At 68.5% G+C, this 26865-nt stretch carries 23 protein-coding genes; 8 read left to right on the forward strand and 15 right to left on the reverse strand.

What is annotated here, in order from left to right; all coding sequences use genetic code 11:
- Positions 1-92 precede the first annotated feature (92 nt).
- Together HQ312_RS09725 and HQ312_RS09730 are read right to left on the reverse strand one after the other, a co-directional pair.
- Entirely contained in the window at positions 93-890 is a 798-nt protein-coding gene (locus tag HQ312_RS09725) for an Fpg/Nei family DNA glycosylase (RefSeq protein ID WP_027505647.1), read from the reverse strand.
- A gap of 39 nt (positions 891-929) precedes the next feature.
- Complete coding sequence (locus tag HQ312_RS09730; protein WP_027505646.1) at positions 930-1427, reverse strand: ribose-5-phosphate isomerase; 498 nt, start codon at positions 1425-1427, stop codon at positions 930-932.
- 16 nt (positions 1428-1443) lie between these two features.
- Here HQ312_RS09730 and HQ312_RS09735 point away from each other — a divergent pair, with 16 nt between their 5' ends.
- On the forward strand, positions 1444-2154 hold the full coding sequence (locus HQ312_RS09735; RefSeq protein WP_231476312.1) for a DUF429 domain-containing protein: 711 nt from the start codon (positions 1444-1446) through the stop codon (positions 2152-2154).
- Positions 2155-2193: 39 nt separating this feature from the next.
- On the opposite strand, the gene HQ312_RS09740 is transcribed toward HQ312_RS09735, so the two are convergent.
- Positions 2194-2805 (reverse strand): DsbA family protein, encoded by a 612-nt coding sequence (locus tag HQ312_RS09740; RefSeq protein WP_222638458.1) that lies wholly within the window; start codon positions 2803-2805, stop codon positions 2194-2196.
- Between the two features lie 188 nt (positions 2806-2993).
- Between HQ312_RS09740 and pepN the strand changes: the two genes are divergently transcribed.
- Positions 2994-5576, forward strand: coding sequence for an aminopeptidase N (pepN, locus tag HQ312_RS09745; protein WP_222638459.1), 2583 nt, complete (start codon positions 2994-2996; stop codon positions 5574-5576).
- Between the two features lie 82 nt (positions 5577-5658).
- Here the strand turns inward: pepN and HQ312_RS09750 are convergent, their stop codons facing one another.
- Genes HQ312_RS09750 through HQ312_RS09760 form a run of 3 tightly spaced genes read right to left on the reverse strand, consistent with a single transcriptional unit; the run spans position 5659 to position 7144 of the window.
- Positions 5659-6141 carry a DUF5130 family protein gene (locus HQ312_RS09750; RefSeq protein WP_222638460.1) on the reverse strand — a complete coding sequence of 161 codons (483 nt, stop codon included), beginning with the start codon at positions 6139-6141 and terminating at the stop codon, positions 5659-5661.
- Positions 6128-6397 carry a hypothetical protein gene (locus HQ312_RS09755; RefSeq protein WP_027505641.1) on the reverse strand — a complete coding sequence of 90 codons (270 nt, stop codon included), beginning with the start codon at positions 6395-6397 and terminating at the stop codon, positions 6128-6130. The genes HQ312_RS09750 and HQ312_RS09755 overlap by 14 nt, the downstream gene beginning before the upstream one ends.
- 24 nt (positions 6398-6421) lie before the next feature.
- A complete protein-coding gene (locus HQ312_RS09760; protein WP_231476311.1) occupies positions 6422-7144 on the reverse strand; it encodes an HNH endonuclease in 723 nt (240 codons plus the stop codon).
- A 236-nt stretch (positions 7145-7380) separates the two neighbouring features.
- Between HQ312_RS09760 and HQ312_RS09765 the strand changes: the two genes are divergently transcribed.
- Together HQ312_RS09765 and HQ312_RS09770 are read left to right on the forward strand one after the other, a co-directional pair.
- Entirely contained in the window at positions 7381-8334 is a 954-nt protein-coding gene (locus HQ312_RS09765) for a mechanosensitive ion channel family protein (protein ID WP_222638461.1), read from the forward strand.
- Between the two features lie 20 nt (positions 8335-8354).
- Positions 8355-8750 carry a globin gene (locus HQ312_RS09770; protein WP_222630239.1) on the forward strand — a complete coding sequence of 132 codons (396 nt, stop codon included), beginning with the start codon at positions 8355-8357 and terminating at the stop codon, positions 8748-8750.
- Positions 8751-8760: 10 nt separating this feature from the next.
- Here the strand turns inward: HQ312_RS09770 and HQ312_RS09775 are convergent, their stop codons facing one another.
- Positions 8761-9192, reverse strand: a complete 432-nt coding sequence (locus tag HQ312_RS09775; RefSeq protein ID WP_222630235.1) for a cupin domain-containing protein — start codon at positions 9190-9192, stop codon at positions 8761-8763.
- 247 nt (positions 9193-9439) lie between these two features.
- Between HQ312_RS09775 and HQ312_RS09780 the strand changes: the two genes are divergently transcribed.
- Positions 9440-11053: a glycoside hydrolase family 13 protein gene (locus HQ312_RS09780; protein ID WP_308123862.1), complete on the forward strand. Its 1614-nt coding sequence runs from the start codon at positions 9440-9442 to the stop codon at positions 11051-11053.
- Between the two features lie 21 nt (positions 11054-11074).
- Here the strand turns inward: HQ312_RS09780 and HQ312_RS09785 are convergent, their stop codons facing one another.
- The 6 genes from HQ312_RS09785 to HQ312_RS09810 all read right to left on the reverse strand — a co-directional run bounded on the left by HQ312_RS09785 (position 11075) and on the right by HQ312_RS09810 (position 21476).
- On the reverse strand, positions 11075-11746 hold the full coding sequence (locus HQ312_RS09785) for a hypothetical protein (RefSeq protein ID WP_374198289.1): 672 nt from the start codon (positions 11744-11746) through the stop codon (positions 11075-11077).
- Complete coding sequence (locus tag HQ312_RS09790; protein ID WP_027505634.1) at positions 11743-12174, reverse strand: thioesterase family protein; 432 nt, start codon at positions 12172-12174, stop codon at positions 11743-11745. The genes HQ312_RS09785 and HQ312_RS09790 overlap by 4 nt, the downstream gene beginning before the upstream one ends.
- A 61-nt stretch (positions 12175-12235) precedes the next feature.
- Positions 12236-17101, reverse strand: coding sequence for an NAD-glutamate dehydrogenase (locus HQ312_RS09795; RefSeq protein ID WP_222638463.1), 4866 nt, complete (start codon positions 17099-17101; stop codon positions 12236-12238).
- Between the two features lie 154 nt (positions 17102-17255).
- Complete coding sequence (gene ettA, locus HQ312_RS09800) at positions 17256-18935, reverse strand: energy-dependent translational throttle protein EttA (RefSeq protein WP_027505632.1); 1680 nt, start codon at positions 18933-18935, stop codon at positions 17256-17258.
- A gap of 142 nt (positions 18936-19077) precedes the next feature.
- Positions 19078-19524: a single-stranded DNA-binding protein gene (ssb, locus tag HQ312_RS09805; RefSeq protein ID WP_222638464.1), complete on the reverse strand. Its 447-nt coding sequence runs from the start codon at positions 19522-19524 to the stop codon at positions 19078-19080.
- 137 nt (positions 19525-19661) lie between these two features.
- Positions 19662-21476, reverse strand: a complete 1815-nt coding sequence (locus HQ312_RS09810; protein ID WP_222638465.1) for an ABC transporter ATP-binding protein — start codon at positions 21474-21476, stop codon at positions 19662-19664.
- Positions 21477-21549: 73 nt separating this feature from the next.
- Here HQ312_RS09810 and HQ312_RS09815 point away from each other — a divergent pair, with 73 nt between their 5' ends.
- Complete coding sequence (locus HQ312_RS09815) at positions 21550-21990, forward strand: MarR family winged helix-turn-helix transcriptional regulator (protein WP_027505630.1); 441 nt, start codon at positions 21550-21552, stop codon at positions 21988-21990.
- A 36-nt stretch (positions 21991-22026) separates the two neighbouring features.
- On the opposite strand, the gene HQ312_RS09820 is transcribed toward HQ312_RS09815, so the two are convergent.
- The gene (locus HQ312_RS09820; protein WP_056445939.1) at positions 22027-23565 is read right to left on the reverse strand and encodes an MFS transporter; all 1539 of its coding nucleotides are present in this window, start codon (positions 23563-23565) and stop codon (positions 22027-22029) included.
- A gap of 125 nt (positions 23566-23690) precedes the next feature.
- Between HQ312_RS09820 and HQ312_RS09825 the strand changes: the two genes are divergently transcribed.
- Entirely contained in the window at positions 23691-24353 is a 663-nt protein-coding gene (locus HQ312_RS09825; protein WP_222630196.1) for a TetR/AcrR family transcriptional regulator, read from the forward strand.
- 47 nt (positions 24354-24400) lie between these two features.
- Positions 24401-24802, forward strand: coding sequence for a GtrA family protein (locus HQ312_RS09830; protein ID WP_155957030.1), 402 nt, complete (start codon positions 24401-24403; stop codon positions 24800-24802).
- Here HQ312_RS09830 and HQ312_RS09835 read toward each other — a convergent pair.
- The gene (locus HQ312_RS09835; RefSeq protein ID WP_056445944.1) at positions 24799-26835 is read right to left on the reverse strand and encodes a cytochrome c oxidase assembly protein; all 2037 of its coding nucleotides are present in this window, start codon (positions 26833-26835) and stop codon (positions 24799-24801) included. The genes HQ312_RS09830 and HQ312_RS09835 overlap by 4 nt on opposite strands.
- Positions 26836-26865 lie beyond the last annotated feature (30 nt).

Consider the following 26865-nt stretch of genomic DNA (forward strand, 5'->3'; position numbering starts at 1 on the left):
CACACCCCCCGGTGCCGTGCACCCCGTCCAGTCAGCGGAACCGGGTGCGCGCCCCCCGGAACTCGTGCGGACGGATCAGTGCTCGACCGACCTCACGTCGCCTGACACGTCGGGCACCAGAAGAGGTTGCGGCCCTTCATGTCCGCGGTGAGAATCGTCGTGCCGCAGATCAGGCACGGCTGGCCGTTCCTCTTGTAGACGTAGGAACGCGGGCGTCCCGGTCCTCGCGACCCGGTGCCCGAGTCGTGTTCCTTGTCCAGCGTGATGATGCGCCCGCGTCGCACGCCCACCTTCATCAACTCGACGAGATCCGTCCACATCTCGTCCCACTCCTCGTGGTCGAGGTGCTTGCCGGTGCGGAACGGGCTCACGCGGTGCCGGAACAGCAGCTCGGCCCGGTAGACGTTGCCGATGCCGGCGATGACGTCCTGCTCCATCAGCAACGCGCCGACCGCCATGGCCGACTTGTGAATCCGGTGGAACGCCTTCTCCGGGTCGGACTCCTTGCGCAGCGGATCGGGACCCAGGCGCGCCACCAGCGCGTCGACCTGAGTGTCGTCGAAGATCTCGCAGCGGGTGGGGCCGCGCAGGTCGGTGCCGTACTCCTCCCCCACCATGCGCATCCGCACCTGGCCGACGGGCTCCTTCATGGGAACGGACTGCTCGCCGAACTTGCCGTACAGCCCGAGGTGGACGTGGACGATCGCCCCGTTGTCGTACCGGTGGAGCAGATGCTTGCCCCAGGCGTCGGCGCGCTTCAGGACATGCCCGGAGACCCACTCGGCACCGTCGACGAAACGTCCCTGCGGACTGGACACCTCGATGACCTGGCCGCCGAAACGCTTCTGGTGCAGTCGCGCCAGACGATGGAGAGTGTGCCCCTCGGGCATGGGTGGTACCTGACTACTCGGGCTGTGGTGCGGACCCTCTTATTCGGAGCCGCCGTCGGCCGAGGGTGCACCGGGAACGGCCGGCGCGTCGCCGGTGCGCTCGTACTCGGACAGGATGTCGATGCGGCGCTGGTGGCGCTCCTCGCCCGACCACGGGGTCTCGAGGAACGCGTCCACGATCGCGAGCGCCTCGGGCAGCGTGTGCATGCGGCCGCCGATGCCGATCAGCTGCGCCTTGTTGTGCTGACGCGCGAGCTGGGCCGTCTCGACGCTCCAGGCGAGAGCACACCGCGCGCCGGGGACCTTGTTGGCCGCGATCTGCTCACCGTTGCCGGAGCCACCTAGCACCAGTCCGAGGCTCTCCGGGTCGGCGACCGTGCGGCGAGCCGCCTCGATGCAGAACGCCGGGTAGTCGTCCACCGCGTCGTACGTGAACGCACCGCAGTCGATCGGCTCGTGTCCCGATTCCCGCAGGTGGTCGATGATCTGATTCTTGAACTCGAAGCCGGCGTGATCGGCACCCAGGTATACGCGCATGGCTAGAGTTTGACAGGTGCCCCCCTCCGCCCCGACGCCACCGTGCGGGTGGGGCCCCGTCGCCGGGGTGGACGGCGCCGCGGGCCGGTGGGTGGTGGCTCGCCTCCACGAGGGACGAGTGTCGTTGACCCTGGTCGACACCGTCGCGGCCGTCCTGGACACCACCCGGGACTGCGCGGCCGTCGGGGTCGACATGCCGCTGACCGTTCCCGACGCCGGAGTGCGGGCGAGCGAACTCCAGGTTCGGACGTTCCTGGGCCCGGCGCGATCGTCGCTCTTCCCCACGCCGGTACGCGACGCGGTGTGGGCGGCCTCCTGGGAGGACGCCTGCGTGATCGCCCGCGCCCGCACGGGCAAGGCCATCAGCAAGCAGTCCTGGTACCTCACCGACCACATCCGGGCCTGGGACGCGGCCGACCCCGACATCGCGCGGGTGATCGAGGTGCACCCGGAATCGTCGTTCCGGGCACTCGCCCCCGCCACGCGCTTCACGTCGAAGAAACGAGCCCGCGGCATCGCGCAACGGCTGCAAGCACTCTCGGTGGTGGTGGACGTGCCGGCGCTGCTGGAGGCCACGAGTGCGATCGAGGACGGGCCCGCGATGGACGACGTGCTCGACGCGGTGGCGGCCGCCTGGTCCGCGCGTCGCTGGCTCGGCGGCGAGGCACTGGAGTTCGGAGACGGCACTCGCGATCGCCGGGGCCGTCCCGACCTCATCGTGGTCTGACGCACCCCGCCGGCATCACCGACGGGGTGCGCGGTCGACTCAGTCGAACTGCGGGTCCTCGTTGCGAGAACGCTTGAGCTCGAAGAAGTGCGGGTACGACGCGAAGATCACCGACGCGTCCCACAGCTTGCCGGCCTCCTCGCCGCGCGGGATCCTCGACAGCACGGGACCGAAGAAGGCGACACCGTTGACGTGGATGGTCGGCGTGCCGACGTCCTTGCCCACCTTGTCCATTCCCGCGTGGTGGCTCTTGCGCAGCGCGTCGTCGAACTCACTGCTCGCGGCCGCCTCGGCCAACGAGGCCGGGAGGTCCAGTGCAGCGAGCGACTTCTGGATCACGTCCGGGAAGTCCTTGTTGCCCTCGTTGTGGATTCGCGTCCCCATCTCGGTGTAGAGCGGCTCGAGGATCTCGTCGCCCTTCTCCTGCGCGGCCGCGATCGCGACGCGGACGGGACCCCACGCCTTCTTCATCATGTCCTGGTACTCGTCGGGAAGATCGCGTCCTTCGTTGAGGACCGCCAGGCTCATGACGTGGAAGTTCGTCTCGATGTCGCGAACCTTCGCCACCTCGAGAATCCAGCGCGAGGTGATCCAGCACCACGGGCAGAGCGGGTCGAACCAGAAATCTGCCACGTCCTTGCTATCGCTCACGTCGGTCCTTTCGTCGTCGGGTAGTGCTCGGTGTTCGGCTGGTCTGCGGAGCGTCCCGCACAGTGGGCCGGTGACACGAACTCTGCACACCTGTTCTACCCGCCCGCGGCGACCGGCGTCATGATGGGATGGACACAGCCGCGACCGCAGTTCGGCGGTGGCAGAAGAAATCGACAGAAAGGGTGCACGTGGTTGCCCCCAATTTGACCAGGGACCAGGCAGAGGAACGGTCCTCGCTGCTCACGGTCACGCACTACTCCATCACTCTCGACCTGACGGACGGAGCCGGTGGCCCGGGCGAGAAGACCTTCTCCTCGACCACCACCGTCACCTTCGACGCGACTGCCGGAGCCTCCAGTGTCGTCGACATCGTCGCCGCCTCGGTGAGCTCCGCGACGCTCAACGGAACCGACGTCGACGTCTCCTCCTACGACGAGTCGACGGGCATCGCGCTCACCGACCTCGCGGAGCACAACGAGCTCACCGTGGTCGCGGAATGCGTCTACTCCCATACCGGTGAGGGCCTGCACCGCTTCGTCGATCCGTCGGACGGCTCCGTCTACCTGTACAGCCAGTTCGAGACCGCGGACGCCAAGCGCATGTTCGCGTGCTTCGACCAGCCGGATCTCAAAGCGACCTTCGACGTGACGGTGACGGCACCGAAGGACTGGGCCGTCATCTCCAACGCGGCTGCCGCGGAGACCTCCGAGGCGTCCGGTGCCACGACGCACGTGTTCGAGACGACTCCTGTGATGAGCACCTACCTCGTCGCGCTCATCGCCGGCCCGTACGCGCAGTGGACCGATTCCTACTCGGACGACCACGGCACCATTCCGCTCGGAATCTACTGCCGCGCATCGCTGTCGGAGTACATGGACGCCGATCGCCTCTTCACCGAGACCAAGCAGGGCTTCGAGTTCTACCACCGTAACTTCGGTGTCCCGTACGCCTTCGGCAAGTACGACCAGCTGTTCGTGCCCGAGTTCAACGCGGGCGCCATGGAGAACGCCGGCGCGGTGACCTTCCTGGAGGACTACGTCTTCCGGTCCAAGGTGACGCGCTACTCCTACGAGCGCCGCGCCGAGACCGTGCTGCACGAGATGGCCCACATGTGGTTCGGCGATCTCGTGACCATGCGGTGGTGGGACGACCTGTGGCTCAACGAGTCCTTCGCCACGTTCGCGTCGGTGCTCTGCCAGTCGGAGGCCACCGAGTACACCAGCGCGTGGACCACGTTCGCGAACGTCGAGAAGAGCTGGGCCTACCGCCAGGACCAGTTGCCGTCGACGCACCCCATCGCCGCGGACATTCCCGATCTCGCCGCAGTCGAGGTCAACTTCGACGGCATCACCTATGCCAAGGGCGCCAGCGTCCTCAAGCAGCTCGTCGCCTACGTCGGGCTCGAGGACTTCCTCGCGGGTCTGCGCAGCTACTTCCGCGACCACGCCTTCGGCAACGCGACCTTCTCGGATCTGCTGTCGGCTCTCGAGGCCTCGTCCGGTCGCGACCTCTCGGACTGGGGTGATCAGTGGCTGCGCACCACCGGCCTGAACACCCTGACACCGGAATTCGAGATCGACGACGACGGCAACTACTCGTCCTTCTCCGTCGTGCAGGGGGCCGCGGCACCCGGCAAGGGTGAGCGCCGCGTGCACCGCATCGCCGTCGGCATCTACGACGGTGACGACTCCGGCGCGCTCACTCGCACCCAGCGGGTCGAGCTCGACGTCGAGCCGCAGGAGCGCACCGAGGTTCCCGCGCTGGTGGGCACGCCCGCCGGTCGGTTGGTGCTCGTCAACGACGACGACCTGACGTACTGCTCGCTACAGCTGGATCCGACCTCGCTCGAGACGCTCATCGCGCGCATCGGCGACATCACCGAGTCGCTTCCTCGCACCCTGGCGTGGTCGGCGGCGTGGGAGATGACCCGGCAGGCCGATCTGAAGGCACGCGACTTCGTCGCACTGGTGCAGCGCGGCATCACCTCCGAGACCGAGGTCGGAGTCGTGCAGCGGCTCCTGCTGCAGGCGCAGACCGCGCTCGGCAGCTACGCCGAGCCGGGGTGGGCGCAGTCCACGGGATGGCCCGAGTTCGCCGACCGCCTCCTCGAGCTGGCGCGCGCGGCCGACGGTGGGTCGGATCATCAGCTGGCCTACGTCAACGCGCTGGCCTCGTCCGTGCTGGCCGAGCGCCACACGACAGTGATGCAGGCGCTGCTCGACGGAGACGTGGACGGCCAGGATCTGGGCGGCCTCACCGTCGACACCGATCTGCGCTGGCGGTTCGTCACCGCTCTGGCTCGCAGCGGCGCGATCGACACGGGGTCCGACACACCCGTGATCGACGCCGAGGCCGAGAAGGACAACACCGCGGCCGGTGCCCGCAACGCGGCGGCGGCACGAGCTGCCCGCCCGCAGGCCTCGGTCAAGGAGGAGGCGTGGACCACGGTCATCGACAACGACTCCCTACCCAACATCACCGCACGTGCCATCATCGGCGCGTTTCCCGGTGCGGGCCAGGGAGAGTTGTTGGAGCCGTTCGTCTCCCGCTACTTCGACGCCATTTCCGATGTCTGGGCACGTCGTTCCAGCGAGGTCGCGCAGACCGTCGTCGTCGGTCTGTACCCGACCTGGTCCATCACTGAGCAGTCGGTGGCGGCGGCGGACGAGTTCCTCGCGGGCGACCACCCGCCGGCCCTCGCGCGCCTCGTCGTCGAGGGTCGCGCGTCCGTGGTGCGGTCACTCGCCGCCCGAGCGGCGGACGGTGCCTGACCGCACCTGACTCGCGCACGGACAAGGGCCCATCATCCTCGCGGATGATGGGCCTTTGTCTTTGTGCCGGGGTGGCGCCGTGTCAGGCGGACGGGCCGGTGATCGCCGCGCTCATGACGCGCACGGCGGCGACGAGGCCGTCGATCAGGTCGCCGTCACGGAAGGATCCCGTGGCCGCGGTGATACCGAGCTGCGCGATGCGGTCGTCGACGAGATGGGCGACGCCTCGACCGGAACGAACCTCGATGGCGTGCTGGTTCGGTGAGACCGCGATGAGCACCGAGTACTCGGCCTCGGGCGTTCCCGCGAGAGCGGCGTCCGCACCCGCGGCGGTGTCGGGGCCGAGGTCACCGACCAGCACGTTGAAGCGGATGCCCGTACGGCGGGTGGCCTCGATGAGCGACTCGTCGAGCTGGATCAGCTCGTCGGTCGCGAACGGGGACAGGTCGGGGTTGACGGTGCCCACCTGGTGCACACCGGAGACTCGACCGCTCGCGGTCACCACATGGCCGACGGGAAGGTTCTCCTCGTCGATCCGACGGGTCGAGAGTTCACCACTTGCCACTTGCCCGGCCTCCTACCAGCGAAGCCGAACCCGCGGTGAGTTCGGCGTGTGTCGAATGCGCAGCGTGCTGCGAGTACGGCGTCACCTCGTCCGTGGCCGACCACAGCACCGGGGCGTGGTCCCACTGCTGCCCGAGTCGGTAGGGGGCGGGACGCGGCGCGGGATCGGTCGACGTGATCTTCGCGAACACGAAGAGCGCGAGGAACAGTGCCAACGGAATCAGTCCGAAGATCAGCGCGGTTTCGAGGATGCTCACGCCCATCACCTTAGTGGACGGGTGTCAGGCCGCGCCCTCACCCAGGTACGGCAGCCAGGTGGGATCGAGTTCCTTGATGCTCGCGAGCAGTCGCCAGTGCGGACCCTTCGGCGGGACCAGCGCGGCGCGCAGGGTCCACCCCAGCTCGCTGAGCATCTTGTCCGCCTTGCGGTGATTGCAGGAAGCGCAGCACGCGACGCAGTTCTCCCAGGAGTGACCGCCGCCGCGACTGCGCGGCACCACGTGGTCGATGGTCTCGGCCTTGGAACCGCAGTACGCGCACCGGAAACGGTCCCGATGCATCAGAGCCGCCCGCGTCATCGGGATGCGCGCCCGGTAGGGCACCCGCACGTACGAGCGGAGGCGGATGACCGACGGCACCTGCAGAGCGATGTCCGCCGAGTGGACGACGGGACCGTCGTCGTCGTCGTGCACCACGACGGCCTTCTCGCAGACCAGCAGGACGACGGCACGCCGCATGGGTAGCGCGGTGAGTGGTTCGAACGTGGCGTTCAGGAGGAGTACGCGCCGCTTCACCCAGGCGGGGACGGCGTCCTCGTGATCGAGGTGTCCGTCGACGTCGGCCGGATCGGAGTGATCGGTGACGGCGTGCAACGACGCGCCGCCGAAGACGACAGGGTGTTCGGACTGGGGTCGCGCCCCCGACGCGCCGCCCTGCACGGCGTCGGTGGGCGACAGTTGTCGATGCCCGGCCCGAACCTTCGCGACAGTCCCGCTCTTCTTCATGCCACCTCCAGTGACCACTGCGCGCGGCGCGACTACCACTGGTTTGCGACAGCCACCGCCCGCACGTGAAGACCAACCACAGTGCATCACGAATCGGTGCCGTTCGCACGCTCATTCGAGGTCCGGCCGACGGCCACGCGGTGAACTCCGGGTGTCTCCCCGCACGGGTGGCGGGGTGGGTGCCGAGACGGGTGGTGACAGGTGGCGTGCGCCGAGGAGATCCGTAGACTTTTCGGGTGTATTCCTTCGACCCGAACGACGTCCTCGCCCTCTCGCTCTCCGACACCGGTCGCGACTGGCTGATCCAACGCCCGCTCCAGGTTCTGGGGTACGCCCTGCTCGCCGTGGTTCTGCGTTACGTCCTGCACCGCATGATCGACCGGTTCACCAGCCGCTCACCCGGCGCGGGTCGCAGCGCTGCGGGTAAACCGCCCCTGCTGAGGCCGCTGCGCGAACGTGCGCCCGCCGGCGTCACCACCACCATCCTGAACGAGCGCCGCAACCAGCGCGCCCGCACCATCGGTTCGGTGCTCAAGTCGGCGGTCTCCGTCGGCATCCTGGTCTGGTTCGTGCTCTGCGCGCTCTCCATCGTCGGTGTGAACGTCGCCCCCTTCATCGCGTCCGCAGGCATCGTGGGTGTCGCGCTCGGTTTCGGCGCGCAGAACCTCGTCCGCGACTTCCTCTCCGGCATCTTCATGCTGCTCGAGGACCAGTACGGAGTCGGCGACATCGTCGATCTCGGCGAGGCATCGGGCACGGTCGAGACCGTGGGCCTGCGGGTCACCACGGTCCGCGACATCTCCGGGACGCTCTGGTACGTCCGCAACGGCGAGGTGCTGCGTGTCGGCAACATGAGCCAGGGTCACGCCGTCGCGGTGTTGGACCTCCCCGTCAGTCATTCCGCCGACATCGACGTCGCGTGCGAGGTGGCCGAGCGCACGGCGCGCGAGTCCATCGAGCGTGGCGAGTTCCAGGAGGACATTCTCGAGGCCCCGCAGATGCTCGGCGTCGACGCCGTCACGTCGGACACGGTGACGCTGCGCCTGACCATCAAGGTCCGACCCGGCCGGCAGTGGGCCGTGCAGCGGCAGTTGCATCGTCAGATCCTGGACGCCTTCGACGAGTCCGGCATCGCGGCGCCCTACCCCAACGGGCGGCCCTTCGGACCCGCCCCGAGTATGAGCACGTGATCGTGGAGAACAATGGAGCCATGACCGAGCCGGCACAGACCTTCTACGACGCGGTCGGCGGTGCGGAGACGTTTCGCACCCTGACTGCGCGCTTCTACGCCGAGGTCGAGCGGGACGAGATTCTGCGGCGGCTGTACCCGGAGGAGGACCTGGGCCCGGCGGAGCGCCGGATGCGCATGTTCCTCGAGCAGTACTGGGGTGGTCCGCGTACCTACTCGGACGAGCGCGGCCACCCGCGTCTGCGGATGCGGCACTCGCCGTTCGTCATCGGGCCGTTCGAGCGCGACGCCTGGCTGCGCGCGATGCACACGGCCCTGGCGTCGATCGACTCGGACACGATGGACGATGTGCATCGACAGCAGTTCGTCGACTACATCGAGATGGCGGCGAACTCGATGGTGAACTCGCCGCTGTAGCGCTGCGCGTTCAGCCGAGGGCGCCGGAGCGGCCCTTGCCCCGCAGCTTGCGGGCGACACGCATCGCGAACCACAGGGGACGCGGGATGTGGGGGCGCAGGATGGCGTGCTTGCGCACGTAGTGCGGCACGTGCCACTCGGCCCAGGTGCCGGCGTAGAACAGAGCGGCATCCCCGGCGCGGAGCACGCGGGGCTCGTTGCCCGCGGACTGGACGACGACCTCGCCCTCGATCACGTGGATGGTCTCGTCCTGCTCGAAGTACCAGTTAAAGGTGCCGGCGGTGCAGTCCCAGACCCACGACGACGTGGTGGTGTCCGGGCTGCAGGACCACTGACCGCTGCGCGCGACGGGAGCACCCTCGAGGATCCACGAAGGATCGATCGGAGCCGGCAGGAGCTCGACGGAGTCGAGACTCACGGCTTCGAAAACAGGAGTCGTCATGGAGGTTCCTTTACCGTCGCTTGAAGTTCCGCCTGAAAATACCCCACCAAACAAACTTTGGGTAGTTTTCACGCCGATCGCTCCGATTTTCTTGACCTCCCCATGGCATGAACAGCGGACGCGTGGTGATTCTCGTGGGAGCCGGGCAGGCCGGAGGCCGGTCGCCACGAGAGGCCGGGCAGGCCGGAGGGGTCGTGGTGACGGGCGCACCGCCCCTCGCGGCTCGGCCTTTGGCACTATTGCGCCTGTGAGCACTCCGATCGACGCGTCCGCCGGCCCGTCCCGCGCCGACGGCCCGTCCGCCCCGGCCCCCTGGTGGTCCGACGCCGTCTTCTACCAGATCTACCCCCGCTCGTTCGCGGACTCCGACGGCGACGGGATCGGTGATCTGGGTGGCATCCGGGACAAGCTCGGATACCTGGAACTGCTCGGCGTCGATGCACTCTGGCTCAGCCCGGTGATGCGGTCGCCGATGGTCGACCACGGATACGACGTGTCCGATCCCCGCGACATCGATCCGCTGTTCGGATCTCTCGAGACGATGGACGCCGTGGTGACGGAGGCGCACGCGCGGGGCATGAAGGTCACGATGGACCTGGTGCCGAACCACACGAGCGATCAGCACGAATGGTTCCAGGCCGCTCTGGCCGCGGCGCCCGGGAGCCCGGAGCGGGCCCGCTACGTGTTCCGGGACGGCAAGGGCGACGGCTCCGAGCCGCCGAACAACTGGCCCAGCATCTTCGGCGGTCCCGCGTGGCACCGCGTCACCGAGGCGGACGGCACGCCCGGTCAGTGGTACCTCCACATCTTCGCGCCCGAGCAGCCGGATCTGAACTGGACCGAACCCGAGGTGCTCGCCGACCTGGAGGCGACGATCCGGTTCTGGCTCGACCGCGGTGTCGACGGGTTCCGCATCGACGTGGCCCACGGCATGGCCAAGCCGGCGGATCTCCCGGACATGGATCTGTCCGTGAACGAGCTGATGCGCAACGAAGACGGGGACCCCCGTTTCGACGACGACGGGGTGCACGAGATCCACCGCGCCATCCGCCGGGTCGTGGACGAGTACGACGGCGCGATGACGGTCGGCGAGGTGTGGGTCCAGGACAACGAACGCTTCAGTCGCTACATCCGTCCCGACGAGCTCACCCTGGGCTTCAACTTCCGGCTGGCCGAGTCCGCGTTCGACGCCTCGGCCATCAGGGATGCCGTCGACAACTCGCTCGACGCGGTCGACCGTGTCGGCGGCACGCCGACGTGGACCCTGTCCAACCACGACGTCGACCGTGAGGTCACCCGGTACGGCGGAGGTGAGCAGGGTCTGCAGCGCGCACGCGCGATGGCCCTTGTCCTGCTGGCGCTCCCCGGTGTCGTGTTCGTCTACAACGGCTCCGAGCTCGGGCTGCCCAACGCGGACCTCCCCGACTCCGCTCTGCAGGATCCCGCCTGGTTCCGATCCGGCGGCCAGGAACGCGGACGAGACGCGTGCCGCGTCCCGCTGCCGTGGGAGGGCACCGAGCCGCCGTTCGGATTCTCGACGGCGCGGGAGACCTGGTTGCCGATTCCCGCCGAGTGGGCCCCGCTGACCGTGGAGAGCCAACTCGAGGACGTGGACTCCATGCTGAGCCTCTATCGGACGGCGTTGAGCCTGCGGGCCGCGCGTCCGGAGTTCAGCGAGCCCGGAGTCGAGTGGTACGGGAGCCCTCCCGGGTGTCTGGCGTTCCGGCGCCGCGGCGGCGTCATCTGCGCTCTGAACACCACGTCCGAGCCCATCACCCTGCCGCCGGGAGCGCTGCTGCTCGCCAGCGCACCGCTGCAGGACGGGCTGCTTCCGGCCGACGCGGCGGCCTGGCTCGTCTGAGCGAGTCGCGGTGCGGGTCGGTCAGGACACCATGAGCGGGATCGTGGCGCCCCGGCTGCGGAACACCGATCCGTAGCGGGCGTCGAGCCGGATCCAGGACCGAGCGATTCGCACCCGGACGCGCGCGTCGTCCGCACTCCGCGACGAGTCGGACACCGTGGGCACGAACTTCATGGCGTTGAGCGCGAAGATCATGCGCATCGACACGGGCACCGCCTCGCCGTCGGCCTCGACGGTCACCACGTCCTGATCGAGCAGCGACACGGGCGGGCCGTGATCGGTTCCGTGTTCGCGGGCCAGGGCGACACCACGCTCGGCCAGCTCCACGAACACCGGACCGGGGACGTCGTCCACATGGGTCCACCCGGCGTCCGGCGGCACCGGGCCGCGCCAGGCGGAGTCCATGCCGAAGCCGGGATCGAACGGTGCAGGTCCGGCGGATCGCATCGCCGAGAGGAGCCCGTCCGCGGCCACGGTGACGTCCGACGGCAGCACCCGGGCGCGGATCACGCGGGCGGCGAGGACGTCGAATCCGGTCTCGATCCACGCGACCACGTGACTGTCACCGCGGCGCCGGAGGCGCACCACCGCGCCCGGGTCGAGCCGCGCGGCGTGGGTCAGGAAGGTCGACAGATCGTCCCGGTCCCGCGCGTCCGGGACGGTCACCGACCGCTCGGCCAGTGCACCCGTCACGGCCGCTGCCAGCGCTGCAGGTACTCGCGCTCGTCGCCGGACAGCCGGCGCAGGCGCTGGGTGTCGATGTCGAAGGCTGCGATCTGCGTCGACGCCACGATGGCCGGCGGAGTACTCATCGGTGCGCCGTGCGGGCGCACCTCGTATCCCGCCGTGAAGTCGACGGCCCGCAACTGCTCCACCCACATGAACACGTCGAGAGGCGTGTCCTCGTGGCGCAACTGGCCGCGGTAGCGCACGTGCAGGTCGGCGATCACCGCACTGTTCCGCAAGGTCGCGGTGGGAACACCGTCGGCCATGAGCCACGGGATCCGGGCCTCCTCCAGCAGCGTCACCATGCGTGCGTGGTTGATGTGCTGGTACACGTCCATGTCCGACCAGCGCACCTCGACGGGGCAGTGGAAGCCGATGAGCTCGTCGTCTGTCACGCCCCCCAACCTATCCGGCCCGGCGCGGCACCGGGCCGGGCACGTCCGTCGCCGGGCGTGGTCAACGCGAGACGTCGGTCCGCGCACCCGCCCCTCGCACCATGCTGCGGATCTGCCGTGCCGCCACCGAGAGCGTCGCCAGATCCAGCGTTCCGGACTCGCCGATCTCCGTCAGGGCCGCTCGGGCACGAGCGAGCCGGGAGGCATTGGTGGACTCCCAGTCGGCGATCATCTCGTCCGCCGTCTCCCCCGGTTCGCCGCCGCCCGTCACGTCGAGTGTGAGGGCACGCAGCGACGAGTACAGGTCGTCGCGCAACGCCAACCGCGCCAGGGAGTGCCAGCGGTCGCCGCGTTCGAGCGTGGACACCGCAGACAGCAGCCAGTCGATGCCGAGGTGCTCGCTGAGGGCGTAGTAGAGGCTCGCCATCACCTCGTCGTCCTCGTTGGCGATGTCCGCCGTCTCGATGACGTCGAGCAGGCAGAACACGTCGAGGAGCCGGAACACTCTGTGCGCGAGCTCTTCCGGCGCGCCCTTCTCGATGGCGGACGTGGCACGGTCGAGTCCGCTGCGTGCCTGCCGACCCTTCAGCCAGGTCGGGAGCTGCGATTCCAGGATCCGCACCTTGCGCGCGAACCTCGTGATCTCGGCACCGACAGCGATGGGCTGCGGCCGGTTCGACAACAGCCAGCGGGATCCTCGGTCGAGGAGGCGACGAGACTCGAGCACCAGTTCGTCGGACGCGTCCGTGGGCATGTCGGCCGCGGCGATCGCGGACCAGATGTCGTGCAGACCGAAGATCTCGCTCGTCGCCGCGAACGCTCGCGCCGCGTCCGTGCTCCCGACTCCCGAGTCCTCCGCGAGGCGGAAGGCGTAGGTGATGCCGCCGTGGTCGACCGTCTCGTTCGCCACCCGCGTGGCCACGATCTCCCGGCGCAGCGGATGCGCCTTGATGGCACCGGCGAAACGTTCGCGCAACGGCGTCGGGAAGTAGTCCGTCATGAGCGGGGCGAACACGTCGTTGTCCGGCAGATCCGATGCCAGCAGGTCTTCCTGCAGCGCCAACTTCACGTGAGCCATGAGAGTCGACAGCTCGGGCGAGGTGAGACCCAGCCCGTTCTGCAGGCGCCGCGAGATCTCCGACTTCGTCGGCAGCGCGTCGAGCGACCTGTCCACCCGCCCCGACGCCACCAGGTCGGCGATCAGTCGAGCGTGGACGCCCAGCAGTTCGGGGGCGTGTGCCCGTGAGACACCCAGCAGCTCGTTCTGCGCGACGTTGTCCTCGAGAACGAGGGCGCCCACCTCGTCCGTCATGGAAGCCAGCAGGGACTCCCGGTCCTCCGCGGCCAGGTCACCCGACGTCACGGTGGAATCGAGCAGGATCTTGATGTTGACCTCGTGATCGGAGCAGTCGACGCCGGCGGAGTTGTCCACGGCGTCGGTGTTGATCTTGCCGCCCGCGGCGCTGTACTCGATGCGGCCGAGCGCGGTCACCCCGAGGTTGCCGCCCTCTCCGACCACGCGCGCCCGCAGGTCCGCACCGTTCACGCGCACCGGGTCGTTGGCCTTGTCGCCCACGTCGGCATCGCTCTCGGTGCGCGACTTCACGTAGGTGCCGATGCCGCCGTTCCACAGCAGGTCCACCGGCGCCGTGAGGATGGCGCGCATCAGTTCGGGCGGTGACAGGGCGGTGACGTCGTCCGCCAGTCCGAGAGCCGCGCGCACCTCGGCGCTGACCGGCACCGACTTCACGGTGCGTTCGTGTACTCCGCCACCCCTGCTGATCAGGGAGGTGTCGTAATCCGCCCACGACGAGCGCGGCAGTTCGAACAGTCGCCGTCGCTCCGCGAAGGAGGCGGCCGCGTCGGGTGCGGGATCCAGGAAGATGTGCCGGTGGTCGAACGCGGCGACGATGCGGAGATGTTCACTGAGCAGCATCCCGTTGCCGAACACGTCGCCACTCATGTCACCGATACCGACCACGGTGATCTCGTCGGACTGCGTGTCGATGCCGTACTCGCGGAAGTGACGCTTCACGCTCTCCCAGGCACCCTTGGCGGTGATGCCCATCGCCTTGTGGTCGTACCCCACCGACCCGCCCGAGGCGAAGGCGTCGCCGAGCCAGAAGCCGTACTCGGCGGACACCTCGTTCGCGAGATCGGAGAACGTGGCAGTGCCCTTGTCCGCCGCGACCACGAGGTACGAGTCGTCGTCGTCACGTCGCACCACGCGCTGCGGTGGGATCGCGGCGCGGGTGGCACGGTCGAGGTTGTCGGTGACGTCCAGCAGCCCCGCGATGAACATGCGGTAGCAGGCTCTCCCCTCGGCGGTGGTCGCGGAGCGGTCGGTCGCAGCATCGCCGGTCGGAGACGGCGGCTGCTTGACGACGAAGCCGCCCTTCGCCCCCACCGGCACGATGACCGCGTTCTTGACGGCCTGCGCCTTGGCCAGTCCGAGCACCTCGGTGCGGAAGTCCTCGCGCCGGTCGGACCAGCGGAGACCACCGCGCGCGACCGTGCCGAAGCGCAGGTGCACGCCCTCGACGCGCGGCGAGTACACGAAGATCTCGAAACGCGGGCGCGGCTTGGGCAGCACGTCGATGCCGCGAGGGTCGAACTTCAGGGACAGGAAATCGCGCTCGCGACCCTGCTCGTCGACGACGAAGTGGTTGGTGCGCAGCGTCGCTCGCACGAGGGTGAACAGGGCACGCAGCACCCTGTCGGCGTCGAGGCTGACCACCTGATCGATCAGTTCGGCGAGCTCCGACGCGATCTCGTCGGCACGCTCCTCGGACGCCGAGGCGGGATCGAACTGCGCGTCGAACAGGTCGACGATCAGTCGAGCCGTCACCGGGTTGGCGAGGAGAACACCCTCGATGCCGGTCTGGCTGAAAGGGAAAGCGGCCTGGCGCAGGTACTTCGCGTACGCCCGCAGCACCACCGCGCGGCGCCACTCGAGACCGGCCCGCAGAACCAGTTCGTTGAAGCGGTCGGCCTCCGCGTGGCCGTTCCACACGGCAGCGAACGCGTCGGTGAATCGTCGGCTGACCACACTCGTCTGGTTCTCGGCGCCCTCGATGACCTCGGGCTCCGCGGACAGGCCGAAATCGTAGATCCAGCAGCGCGTTCCGTCCTTGCGCACCACGGCGTACGGCCGCTCGTCGACCACCTCCACACCGAGGCTCTGCAGGACGGGCAGCACCTGGCTCAGCGAGACCTCGCTGCCGGTCACGTAGAGGGAGAAACGCCAGTGACCCGCCTCGGCGTCGCGCGGGCGGTACAGGCACATGTCGATGTCGTCGCCGACGAGCGCGTCGAGTCGAGCGATGTCGACGAGCGCCCGGTCCGCGTCGAAGTCCTGCTTGTAGGCCTCGGGGAAGGCGACGGCATAGCGCGCCGCGTTGTCGGGCGACACCGACGGGTCGGCCGCGGCCGCCTCACGCAGAGCGTCGTCCCACGTGCGGGTGGCGTCGGCGATCAGGGCCCGGATGCGGTCGCGGTTGGCGTCCGAGACGTCGACGGCGTCCGCGCTCTGTCCGTCGAAGCGAACAGTGAAGTGCACCAACGCGAGTGGGCTGTCCGAGACGCGTGCCTCGTACTCGACGTCGGTACCGCCGAGCTCGTGCAGCAGGATCCTGCGGGTCTCGAGACGCAGGCGGGTGGTGTAGGAGTCGCGCGGAAGGTAGACCAGCGCCGACACGAACCGGCCGTACCCGTCGCGGCGCAGGAAGAGCAGCACCTCGCGGCGCAGGGCACTGCGCTCCACGGCCGAGATGGTGTCGAAGAGCGACCTGCTGTCCGCCGAGAAGAGTTCGGTGCGCGGGAAGGACTGGATCGACTCGAGCATGGCCTGGCCGGAGTACGACGACAGGGTGTGCCCGGCGCGCTCGATGACGGTGCGCACGCGGTCACCCACGACCGGGATGTCGAGGACGTTGCCGTGCAGTGCGGAGATGGTGAAGAGCCCCGTGAACCGGTGCTCTCCCACCGTGTTTCCCTCGTCGTCCAGATCGTGGACACCGACGAAGTAGGGGTGCACGGCGCGGTGCACGGACGTGGAGCTCGATGCGCGGGTGAGCACGAGGAGGTCCTCGCGAGCGACCACGCGGTCGATCGGCAGGTCGAAGCCCGCGACGGCCCCCGGATCGTCGGATCGCAGGATGCCCAGCGCGGACTCGGCGACGGGTTCGAGACCCGCCTCCGTCGCGGTGTACCGGCGGCTGCCGAGCACGCGGAAGTTGCCCTCGGACAACCACCGCAGCAGGCGGGCGGCGTCGTGCCGCGCCTCGGGGGTGACGGACTCGGTTCCGTCCGCGTCTCCGCGGCGTGGTCGTTCCAGACGATCGGCCAGTTCCAGCTGGCGACGCTGCATGGCCTCGGTGTCGTCGACGACGCGACGGACGTCGGCGAGCACGTCGGCCAGCGAGTTCTCGAGCGAGGCGAAGGCCTCCTCGCTCGCCGCGGGGTGCAGAGCCACGTGGATCCACGATTCGAGGATGCTGCCGTCCGCGAGATCGCCGGTCTCGACATCGGACGGGGTGGCTCCGCCTCGGATGGAGAGGAGCGTGCCGGACTCGTCGCGCACGACGCGCAGGATCGGGTGCACCACCTCGACGACCGCGATGCCGGCTCCGGTGAGCCAGGCGGTGACCGACTCGACAAGCATCGGCATGTCGTCGGTGACGATCTGCAGGGCCACGCCGACGGTGCTGTCGGGTCCGCGGTGCAGGGCGAGAGAGGCGACGCCGGGACCACGACGCTCGGCGAGCTCGAGATGTCGGTGCACCACCGCGGTCGGGTCGGCTCCCGTGGTGGTCCGCAACACGTCCAGATCGACGTGCCCGAAGTACACCGCGCGGAGGTCGTCCGCCCGATCGAGCACCGAGTTCGGCGCCGTTGCCGCCTCGGAGTGCTCTCCCGCTGAAGTCATCGCTGTCGCCTTTCGATCACCACGAGCGGCGGATCCACCGGTCGGGGCGACGTTGTCCGTGGGGTTCGGCTCCCGACCCTAGCCTCGAGAGGCCGGGAGCCGAACACCGCGGTGACGTGGCGTGCGATGAAAATAGGTTACTTACCAGTACATTTCAGTCGCGCGTGAGCTTCCGGTGCGTCACGCGGTGCGGGCGAGCGGCGTCGGGACCGAGGCGCTCGACCTTGTTGGCCTCGTAGCCCTCGAAGTTGCCCTCGTACCAGTACCAAGCGGCCTCGTTGTCGCCGAAGCCACCTTCCCACGCCAGGATGTGCGTGCACGTCCGGTCGAGGAACCACCGGTCGTGCGAGATCACGACGGCGCAACCAGGGAACTCCTCGAGGGCGTTCTCCAGTGAACCGAGGGTCTCGACGTCCAGGTCGTTGGTGGGCTCGTCGAGCAGGATCAGGTTGCCGCCCTGCTTGAGCGTCATCGCCAGGTTCAGGCGGTTGCGCTCACCACCGGACAGCACGCCGGCAGCCTTCTGCTGGTCGTGGCCCTTGAACCCGAACGAGCTGATATACGCCCGCGACGGGAACTCCTGCGTACCGATGGTGATGAAGTCGAGGCCGTCCGACACCGTCTCCCAGACCGTCTTTGCCGGGTCGATGCCCGAGCGGTTCTGGTCGACGTAGCTCAGCTTGACCGTCTGACCGATCTTGACCTCGCCGCCGTCCGGCTCCTCGAGACCGACGATGGTCTTGAAGAGCGTGGTCTTTCCGACGCCGTTGGGGCCGATGACACCGACGATGCCGTTTCGCGGAAGCGTGAACGACAGGTCCTTGATCAGCACGCGGCCGTCGAAGCCCTTGTCGAGGCTCTTGACCTCGACCACGACGTCGCCGAGGCGCGGCGGGTTGGGGATCTGGATCTCGTCGAAGTCGAGCTTGCGCATCTTGTCGGCCTCGGCCGCCATCTCGTCGTAGCGATCGAGACGTGCCTTGTTCTTGGCCTGGCGAGCCTTGGCGCCGGAGCGGACCCAGGCGAGTTCGTCCTTGAGGCGCTTCTGCAGCTTCTGGTCCTTCTTGCCCTGGACCTCGAGACGCTCGGCCTTCTTCTCCAGGTACGTGGAGTAGTTGCCCTCGTAGGGGTAGAGGCGACCACGGTCGACCTCGCAGATCCACTGCGCGACGTGATCGAGGAAGTACCGGTCGTGGGTCACGGCCAGGATGGCACCCTGGTACGCGGCCAGATGCTGCTCGAGCCAGAGAACCGACTCGGCGTCGAGGTGGTTGGTGGGTTCGTCGAGCAGCAGCAGGTCCGGCTTGCTCAGCAGCAGCTTGCACAACGCCACACGACGCTTCTCACCACCGGACAGGTGGGTCACACCCTCGTCCGGCGGCGGGCAGCGCAGTGCGTCCATGGCCTGCTCGAGCTGCGAGTCGATCTCCCACGCGTCGGCGTGGTCGAGCTTCTCCTGCAGCTCGCCCATTTCCTCCATCAGCTCGTCGGAGTAGTCGGTGGCCATCAGCTCGGCGATCTCGTTGTACCGCTTGAGTTGGACCATCGTCTCGCCGAGACCGTCCTCGACGTTCTCGCGAACCGTCTTGTTCTCGTCGAGCTCGGGCTCCTGCATGAGGATGCCGACGGTGGCGCCCTGCGCGAGGAACGCCTCACCGTTTCCGGGCTGGTCGATCCCGGCCATGATCTTGAGGATCGAAGACTTGCCGGCGCCGTTGGGGCCGACGACGCCGATCTTCGCTCCCGGCAGGAAGCTCATCGTCACGTCGTCCAGAATGACCTTGTCGCCGTGCGCCTTGCGCACCTTCTTCATGGTGTAGATGAATTCCGCCACGAGTTCCTCTCGATGTGCTCACCAGCGTGTGTGCCGGGCGGATCGCGCCGGCTGAGATGCCGACGACGGGGCCGACAACTGGGAGATGTGCTCGACGCGGAAGTCTACCGGGACCGACCGGTGCCCGTGAAACCGTTCGCGGTCAGCCCACCGGCACCGGCTCGGGCTCGGCCGTGTCCACCGCGGCCTCCGCGACGGTCTCGCCGGACTCCTGCCGCTCGGCCGCCTGACGCGGCCGGTCCACCTTGACGTGGCACCGAGCGAGATCGGGTCCCACCGCGGCGGCTCGGATCTCGAGATCGGCTCGTCCCACGCCCTCCTTGGTCGTGTACTCGTTGGTGTGCGCCTGCCCGAAGACGATGACCGAATCGCCCTTCATCAGCGACGCTCCGACCCCCGACACCAGACGTCGCCAGCAGCTGACCGAGGCGTAGAGCGTGTCCCCGTCCTGCCACTCCCCGCTCTCGCGGTCCATGCGGCGCGAATTGCTGGCCACGCGGAAGCTGAGCACCTCGTCGCCGGACGGCGTGGTCCGCTTGATCGGATCGGTGATGACGGTGCCCACCACGGTCAGATACGACTCGTACATCGTTCCCCCCTCTCGCGGTCGATCCGGTACCGACCGCGCACCCGACTCTGCGCCGCTCGCACCGCGGACAGAAGGGCCCGCGAGCACCTGTGGACGGCCGTCCACAGGAGCGCCGCGGGGGTTGACAGGAGGAGTGGTCAGGCAGTGACCAGCGAGTCGCCGGACGCCGCCAGCAGTGCGGCGTAGGCACCGCCGCGGGCGACGAGCTCGTCGTGGGATCCCGATTCGACGACGTGCCCGTGATCGAGCACCACGATGCGATCGGCCGACCGCACGGTGGAGAGTCGGTGGGCCACCACGATGGTGGTGCGGTCCTGCTCGAGCTGGTCGATCGCGTCGGCCAGAGCACGTTCGGTGGTGGTGTCCAGAGCGCTGGTGGCCTCGTCCAGAACGAGGACGGGCGGGTTGCGCAGAACGGTGCGCGCGATGGCGAGGCGCTGCTTCTCGCCACCGGAGAACCGGTAGCCACGCTCCCCCACCATCGTGTCGTAGCCGTCGTCGAGCGAGGCGATGAAATCGTGGATCTGCGCTGTGCGAGCGGCATTCTCGATGTCCGCGTCGGTGGCGTCGGGCCGCGCGAAGCGGAGGTTCTCGCGGATCGTGTCGTGGAAGAGATAGGTCTCCTGCGACACCACCCCGACCGTCGCGGACACGTCGGCGAGCGAGAGATCGCGGAGATCGACACCGTCGACCTCGACCGACCCGGACGTCGGATCGTAGAGCCGCGCCGTCAGATACCCGAGTGTCGTCTTGCCGGCGCCGGTCGCTCCCACGATCGCCAGGGTGCTCCCGGCGGGGACCGTGAGGTCGATGTCCGTGAGCGTCGGATGTGCCGCACCCGGATAGTCGAAGCCTACGTGGCGGAAGCGCACCTCACCGCGTCGGGCCGTCGGATCGATCGGCGTCGGTACGGCGGGTTCGTCGATGTCCACCGGGAGATCGAGGTATTCGAAGACCCGGCCGAACAGAGCCAGGGAGCTCTGCACCTCGACGCCGGTGTTGAGCAGCATCATCGTGGGGCGGAACAGCTGTGTCTGGAGGGTGGTGAACGCGACCAGCGTTCCCACCGTCAACGCGCTGCCGTTGCCGATGGTGACGCCGGCGAACCAGTAGACCAGGGCCGGCATCGCGGCGAAGCTGATCGACATGGTCGCCATGCGCCACTTGCCCGCCATCATCGAGCGGAGTTCGACGTCGGCCACCTCGGACGAGCGTTCGGTGAACCGATTCGTGAGGACCGACGACGCGCCGGTCGTCTTGCCCAGCAGGATGCCGCTCACCGAGAGCGACTCCTCCACCTGGACGGACAGATCGCTGAGCAGGCGTTGCCGCACGGTGGAGATACGGCGACGCTCGTCGCCGACCCGCCGAGCGATGCGGACGAACACCGGCAGGATGGCGAGCGAGAAGAGGGCCAGTTTCCAGTCGAGCAGGAAGAGCGCGACGACGGTGGCCATGACGGTGGTCGCGTTCTGAGCGATCGACGTGGCCGTGTTGGTGACGACGGACTGCATGCCGCCGATGTCGTTGGCGATGCGCGACTGCACCTCGCCGGTGCGGGTGCGCGCGAAGAAGCCGAGAGACTGACGCTGCAGGTGCGAGTAGACCTGCACGCGGAGCTGATGCATCAGGGCCTGCCCGATGCTGTTGGACATCCAGGTCTGGGCGACGCCGAGACAGCTGGTGACGACGGCGATCGCGATCATGCCGGCCGCGAGGATCGTCACCAGCGTGACGTCGGCGTTCGGGATGGCGTGATCGAGCATGTCGCGCAGGAGCAGCGGCGATCCCAGTGCCACGACGGCGCTGAGGGTGATGACCGCGCTCACCGCGGCGACCCGGCCGCGATAGGGCCGGAAGAGGGCGACGACGCGCCCGAGCGGTGCGGGCTGGTGGTCCGCAGATGTCACGGGGGACTGCACCGGCCTTGCCGGTGTGGTGGAGGAACGCATATGACCTCCCTGATCGGGTAGAACTGAGGTTACCTCATTATGAGGTCGACCGCTGCAACGCTAGTATCGTCCCGTGCATTCCCACGAGAAGGACCCGGCCGATCTGGTCATGATGGTGGCCAGGTCGATGCGGCGCCGCCACATGGCCGCACTCGAACCTTTCGGACTCTCGCCCTCACACGGACGGGCACTGCGCGTGCTGTCCGGCGCGGCGGGACCACTTCGGCCCGGAGATCTGGCGGAACGGTTGCGCATCGCACCCCGATCGGCAACCGATGTCGTCGACGCGCTGGAGTCGGCCGGCTACGTCGCACGGCACGCCGATGCCACCGATCGTCGCGCGGTTCTCCTCGACCTCACCGACGAGGGGCGGGCACTCGCGGACACCATCGCACAGGCGCAGCGCAGCGCGTCCGAGGCGATGTTCGCCGGCCTGAGCGCGGACGACCGAGCGACCCTCACCGACCTGCTCACCCGCATCCACGACGAATCCGGTGCAGAGAACCGCGTCTGACACGGTTCTCTGCACCGGATCCGGTGACTGTGTACGTCAGTGAGCGACGACGGTGGCACCCTCGGGTCCGTCGGGCAGCTTGCCCGAGCGGACGAGCAGCGCTGCCATCACCGAGCCGGCGAGGAAGATGCCCGACGCCCACCAGAACGTCGTGGTGTAGCTGGCGATCTCCGCGTTCATCCGGAGCAGCGTCGCGGCGGCCTGCGGATCCGCGGCCTGAGCCACGGCCGCCTGGTTGTCGGTCGCGTAGTTCGTCGCTGCCGTCGCCGCGATGGTGCTGAGCAGCGCAGTACCGATGGATCCGCCGATCTGCTGCATCGTGTTGACGGTCGCGGAGGCGACGCCGGCGTCGTCCGGCGAGACTCCGGACACGGCGCCCTGCATGGCCGGGGCCATCGTGGCGCCCATGCCCACGCCCATGACGAGCAGGCTCGGCAGGATGTGCGCGGCGTAGGAACTGTCGATCGAGATCTGGGTCAGCAGGGCCATGCCGGCCGACGCGATCAGCATGCCGGCGGACATGAGAACGCGAGGCCCGAAGCGCGGCAGGATGACCGACGTCGCGACGGTGGCCGTGACCACGAGGGTCGCGATCATCGGCAGGAACGCGAACCCGGTGGTGATGGGCGTGTAGCCGAGCGTGCTCTGCAGGTAGTACGTGAGGAACAGGAACACCGCGAACATGCCGGCACCGATGACGAACACCGCGAGGTACGCGCCGCCGCGGGTGCGGTCGAGCACGATGCGCAGCGGGAGAAGCGGATGCGTCGCCCGCGTCTGCAGGTAGACGAAGACACCGAGCAGGACCACACCGACCGCGAGGAAACCGATGGTCACCGCGTTGCTCCACCCGTCGGACTCGGCGTGCGCGAATCCGTAGACGATGGAAAACAGCGCCGCGGACACGGTGAGGGTGCCGGGGATGTCGAGTACCGGACGCTCGGTGGCGCGGTGCTTGGCCAGCAGGAGGAAGCCGCCGACGAACGCGATTCCCGCGAAGATCAAGTTGACGTACAGGCTCCAGCGCCAGTTCGCCCACTCCGTGAGCACACCGCCGAGAAGCAGGCCGATGGCGCCGCCGGCACCGGCGACCGCGCCGAAGATGCCGAACGCCTTCGCACGTTCCTTCGGATCCGTGAACGTCGTGGTCAGCAGGGACAGCGCTGCGGGAGCGAGCAGGGCGCCGAAGACACCCTGTCCCGCACGGGCCGCGACCAGCATGCCGAAGTTGACGGCTGCGCCGCCGACGGCGGACATCACCGCGAAGCCGACGAGTCCCACGAGGAACGTGGTGCGGCGACCGAAGAGGTCACTGAGTCGACCACCGAGCAGCAGGAGGCTGCCGAATGCCAGAGCGTAGGAGGTGACCACCCACGAGCGGTCCGCGTTGTCGAAGCCGAGATCGAGCTGTGCGGCGGGAAGCGCGATGTTCACGACGGTCGCGTCGAGTACGACCATCAGCTGGGCCAGGCCGAGTACGCCCAGGATGAGCCAGCGAGTGCGGTCGGGCGCGTCGTGCGCGCTCGACCGAATCGTCGGTTGGACGTTTCCGACGTCGGATGTGGTGGAAGACATTGATCCTCGCTTCGGTACGGCGTGAAATGGAGCTATACGGAGGCGTACGCTCCGGATAGCAAGACGATAGCAGCGATGCGGAGGTATGCCCTCCGGTTAACCGACGAACCAGGACGAAACGGACTGTGAAACCCACCACAGCGGCGAAGCCGCTTCGAGCGGACGCCGAGCGGAACAAGCTCAAGATCATCGACTGTGCGCGAGAGTTGTTGGCACGCAAGGGTCTCGAGATCACGCTCGACGATGTCGCTGCGCGCGCCGGGGTGGGTGTGGGCACCGTGTACCGGCGGTTCGCCAACAAGCAGGAACTCATCGACGGCATCCTCGAGCAGCGTCTGGTCGACGTGCTCAGCCGCGCAGAGGTGGCCGCGGAGGCCGACGATCCCTGGGCTGCGATGGTCGATTTCTTCGAATTCATGTGTCGACACATGGCCGCGGACCGTGGTCTCGGTCACGTCGTCCTCGGGTGCGACGACGGCCTCGACCGCATCGCGGCAGTCCGGTCCAAGCTCGAACCGACCATCAACACTCTCATCCAGCGCGCCCAGAAGGCCGGGAAGCTCCGCCCGGACGTGCAGCCCGGCGACCTCTTCACCCTGGTGCGGATGATCGTGGCCGGCGCCGAGGTTGCAGACGAGGTGGACGAGGACAACTGGCGACGCTATTTCGCCCTGGTGATCGATTCCCTCGCGGCGGTGCCGGATCGGTCGGTGCCCCTGCCGGGTCGAGCGCTGACACCGGACGAGATCGTCAGCGTCAAGAGCAGATTGCACGGGAGGGCGTCGTGATCGACAACGTGGTCTCCCCCGTGCTTCCCTCGCACCCCGGGCATCCGATGCTGGTGGCGCTGCGAAGTGACGGAGCGTTCCCCCAGTTGGTCCGCTTCGCACTGGTCGGCGGGCTCAGCAACGTCCTCTACGTCGCCGTGTTCGTCGCGATGCACAGCGAGGGTTCCATCGTGGCCAATGCCGTCGGAGCAGTGGCGTCGACCGTTCTCGCCAACGAACTGCACCGCCGTCTCACGTTCCACGCCGCCGATCGGGTGGGCTGGTTCACCGCGCAGTGGGAGGGCGGCGGACTGGCACTCATCGGTCTGGGCGCCAGCACCGCAGCGCTGACCGCGCTCGACGTCGCACTGCCGACCGCCGGCGCCGCGTTGTCGGCCCTGATCCTGGTCGGAGTCACCGCCCTCGTCGGCGGACTCCGCTTCCTCGCCCTGCGCGGTCTGGTCTTCTAACTGCGCTCACGCTCGCGGCGCGCCAGCTCCGCGAACATCGCGTTGTGCGCCGCGAGGTCCGCACCGTCGTCGCGATCGGCCGCCCGGTCCGTGCGGACCGCTTCCTTCCGGTCCGTGTTGGACCACTGCACCAGCAACGCCAGCATGACGAGGATCAGCGGGATCTCGCCCGTCGCCCACGCGATGCCGCCGCCGAGTCGCTGATCGGCCAGGAGGTCGGAGTTCCACGGCAGCGACAGGCCGCGGAAGAAGGTCTGGCCCATCACCGTCTCGGTGCTCATCAGCGCGATACCGAAGAAGGCATGGAACGGCAGCGATCCGAACACCATCGCCAGCTTGGTCACGGGCGACAGTCGACGCGGTGCCGGATCGACGCCGATGACGACCCAGTAGAACAGGTAGCCGCTCAGCAGGAAGTGAGCGTTCATCAGCAGGTGGGCGCCGTGCGAGTCGACGGTCGCGCCGTAGATGCCGCCGAGGTAGAGCGCGTAGAAGCCACCCACGAAGATGACGGCCGCGACCAGTGGCTGGGTGAGGAACCGGGACACCGGGCTGTGCAGGGCCTCGAGGATCCACTCGCGCGGTCCCGGCACACCGTCCCGGCCGGCCGCAGGCAGCACCCGTAGGGCCAGGGTCACGCCGCCGCCGAGCGCGAGCAGCACCGGGGTGAGCATCGACAGCACCATGTGCGAGCCCATGTGCACGCTGAACATCGCCATCGAGTAGCGGTAGACACCCGACGACGTCGCGAACAGCAGCGTCGCGCAGCCCAGGACCCAGGCGATCGTGCGACCCACCGGCCACGCGTCGCCACGGGCCCGCAGTCGACGAACGCCGAGGAGGTAGACGACGGCCATGACGACGGCGGCGGTGCCGAAGATCAGGTCGAACCGCCAGTCGAAGAGGAAACGCCCGAGGCTCGGGGGCGCGGTGAGGTCGTATCCCAATTCCGCCTCGGTGAGCGTCAGCTCCCGAGCGCTCCCCAGCGGGGGCGGTGTCCGGGAGAGTCCGACCGCGAGCCCGATCGTGGCCGCGAAGACCAGTACCTCGGCACCGGCGAAACGCACGAGATTCGCGCGCGACGTCGGGTCCGCGGCGAGCGCGGGCAGGGCGCGTCGACGCTGGGTGTAGCCGAACACGCCGAGGACGACCAGGGCGACGACCTTGGCGAGTACGAGTCGGCCGTAGGTGGTGTCGAACAGATCTGCGGGCTCGACGCGGACGAAGGCGTTGACCACTCCACTGACACCCATGACCACGAACGCCACCGTGGCGACCGCGGAGAAGCGCCGCGCCGCGACATCGGTGTGCGCGCCGGCGCGACGGGCGTGCGCCAGGACGGCGAACAGTCCGCCCGCCCAGAGCGACGCGGCGAGAAGATGCAGGATGAGGCTGTTGGTGGCGACGTCGTGCGATCCACCGGACGACGAGTGCCCCGACAGTGCGAGAGGCATGAGCGAGCCGAGCGCGACCACCAGCAGGATCGGCGTCCACGACCACCGCAGCACGGCACGTGTCCCGAGTGCGAGCACGATCGCGATGATCGCGGTCCACTGCCACGCGCGGGCCAACTCGATCTGCGACAGGCCCGACCACAGGTTCTCGGGACGCAGCGCCTCGGACACCGGCTGACCGGACGTGTCCGAGAGGGTCAGCGGCACCAGCACGATCGCGCAGGCCGCCCACACGATTGCCGCCGACGACGCGGTGCGCAGCGCGCGATAGCCGTCGATGTCGAGGACGCCCGATCTCTGCGGCGGCACGAGGAAGGCTGCGAGCAGCAGAGAGCCCACGGCGATGACGGCGGCGACCTCCCCGAGCGCGCGCACAGCGGGCAGACCGTACGTCGTCACCGGACCCGGATCCGGGATGCCGAGCAGGACCAACGCCTGCGATGCGGACAGCGCGACGATCAGGCCGGCCACCACCGCGGCGATCAGTCCGGCACTCGCGAACACGCCTGCCGATCCGGCTCGTCGCGCCCCACCGTCCGGTTCCGCGGTCGCGGAACGCGGTGCCTCAGTCGTTGCCATACCTCCAGGGTAGGAGGTGACCGGCATCGC

This window comes from Rhodococcus sp. BP-316 (genome assembly GCF_019836105.1).
Lineage (GTDB): Bacteria > Actinomycetota > Actinomycetes > Mycobacteriales > Mycobacteriaceae > Rhodococcoides.

Bases quoted from the DNA above. Each gene is read 5' to 3' on its own strand.
- HQ312_RS09725 (WP_027505647.1), bottom strand. From the start codon at position 890: ATGCCCGAGGGGCACACTCTCCATCGTCTGGCGCGACTGCACCAGAAG.
- HQ312_RS09730 (WP_027505646.1), bottom strand. From the start codon at position 1,427: ATGCGCGTATACCTGGGTGCCGATCACGCCGGCTTCGAGTTCAAGAAT.
- HQ312_RS09760 (WP_231476311.1), bottom strand. From the start codon at position 7,144: ATGAAGAAGAGCGGGACTGTCGCGAAGGTTCGGGCCGGGCATCGACAA.
- HQ312_RS09770 (WP_222630239.1), top strand. From the start codon at position 8,355: ATGACCGAGCCGGCACAGACCTTCTACGACGCGGTCGGCGGTGCGGAG.
- HQ312_RS09775 (WP_222630235.1), bottom strand. From the start codon at position 9,192: ATGACGACTCCTGTTTTCGAAGCCGTGAGTCTCGACTCCGTCGAGCTC.
- HQ312_RS09795 (WP_222638463.1), bottom strand. From the start codon at position 17,101: ATGACTTCAGCGGGAGAGCACTCCGAGGCGGCAACGGCGCCGAACTCG.
- ssb (WP_222638464.1), bottom strand. From the start codon at position 19,524: ATGTACGAGTCGTATCTGACCGTGGTGGGCACCGTCATCACCGATCCG.
- HQ312_RS09810 (WP_222638465.1), bottom strand. From the start codon at position 21,476: ATGCGTTCCTCCACCACACCGGCAAGGCCGGTGCAGTCCCCCGTGACA.
- HQ312_RS09820 (WP_056445939.1), bottom strand. From the start codon at position 23,565: ATGTCTTCCACCACATCCGACGTCGGAAACGTCCAACCGACGATTCGG.
- HQ312_RS09830 (WP_155957030.1), top strand. From the start codon at position 24,401: ATGCTGGTGGCGCTGCGAAGTGACGGAGCGTTCCCCCAGTTGGTCCGC.
- HQ312_RS09835 (WP_056445944.1), bottom strand. From the start codon at position 26,835: ATGGCAACGACTGAGGCACCGCGTTCCGCGACCGCGGAACCGGACGGT.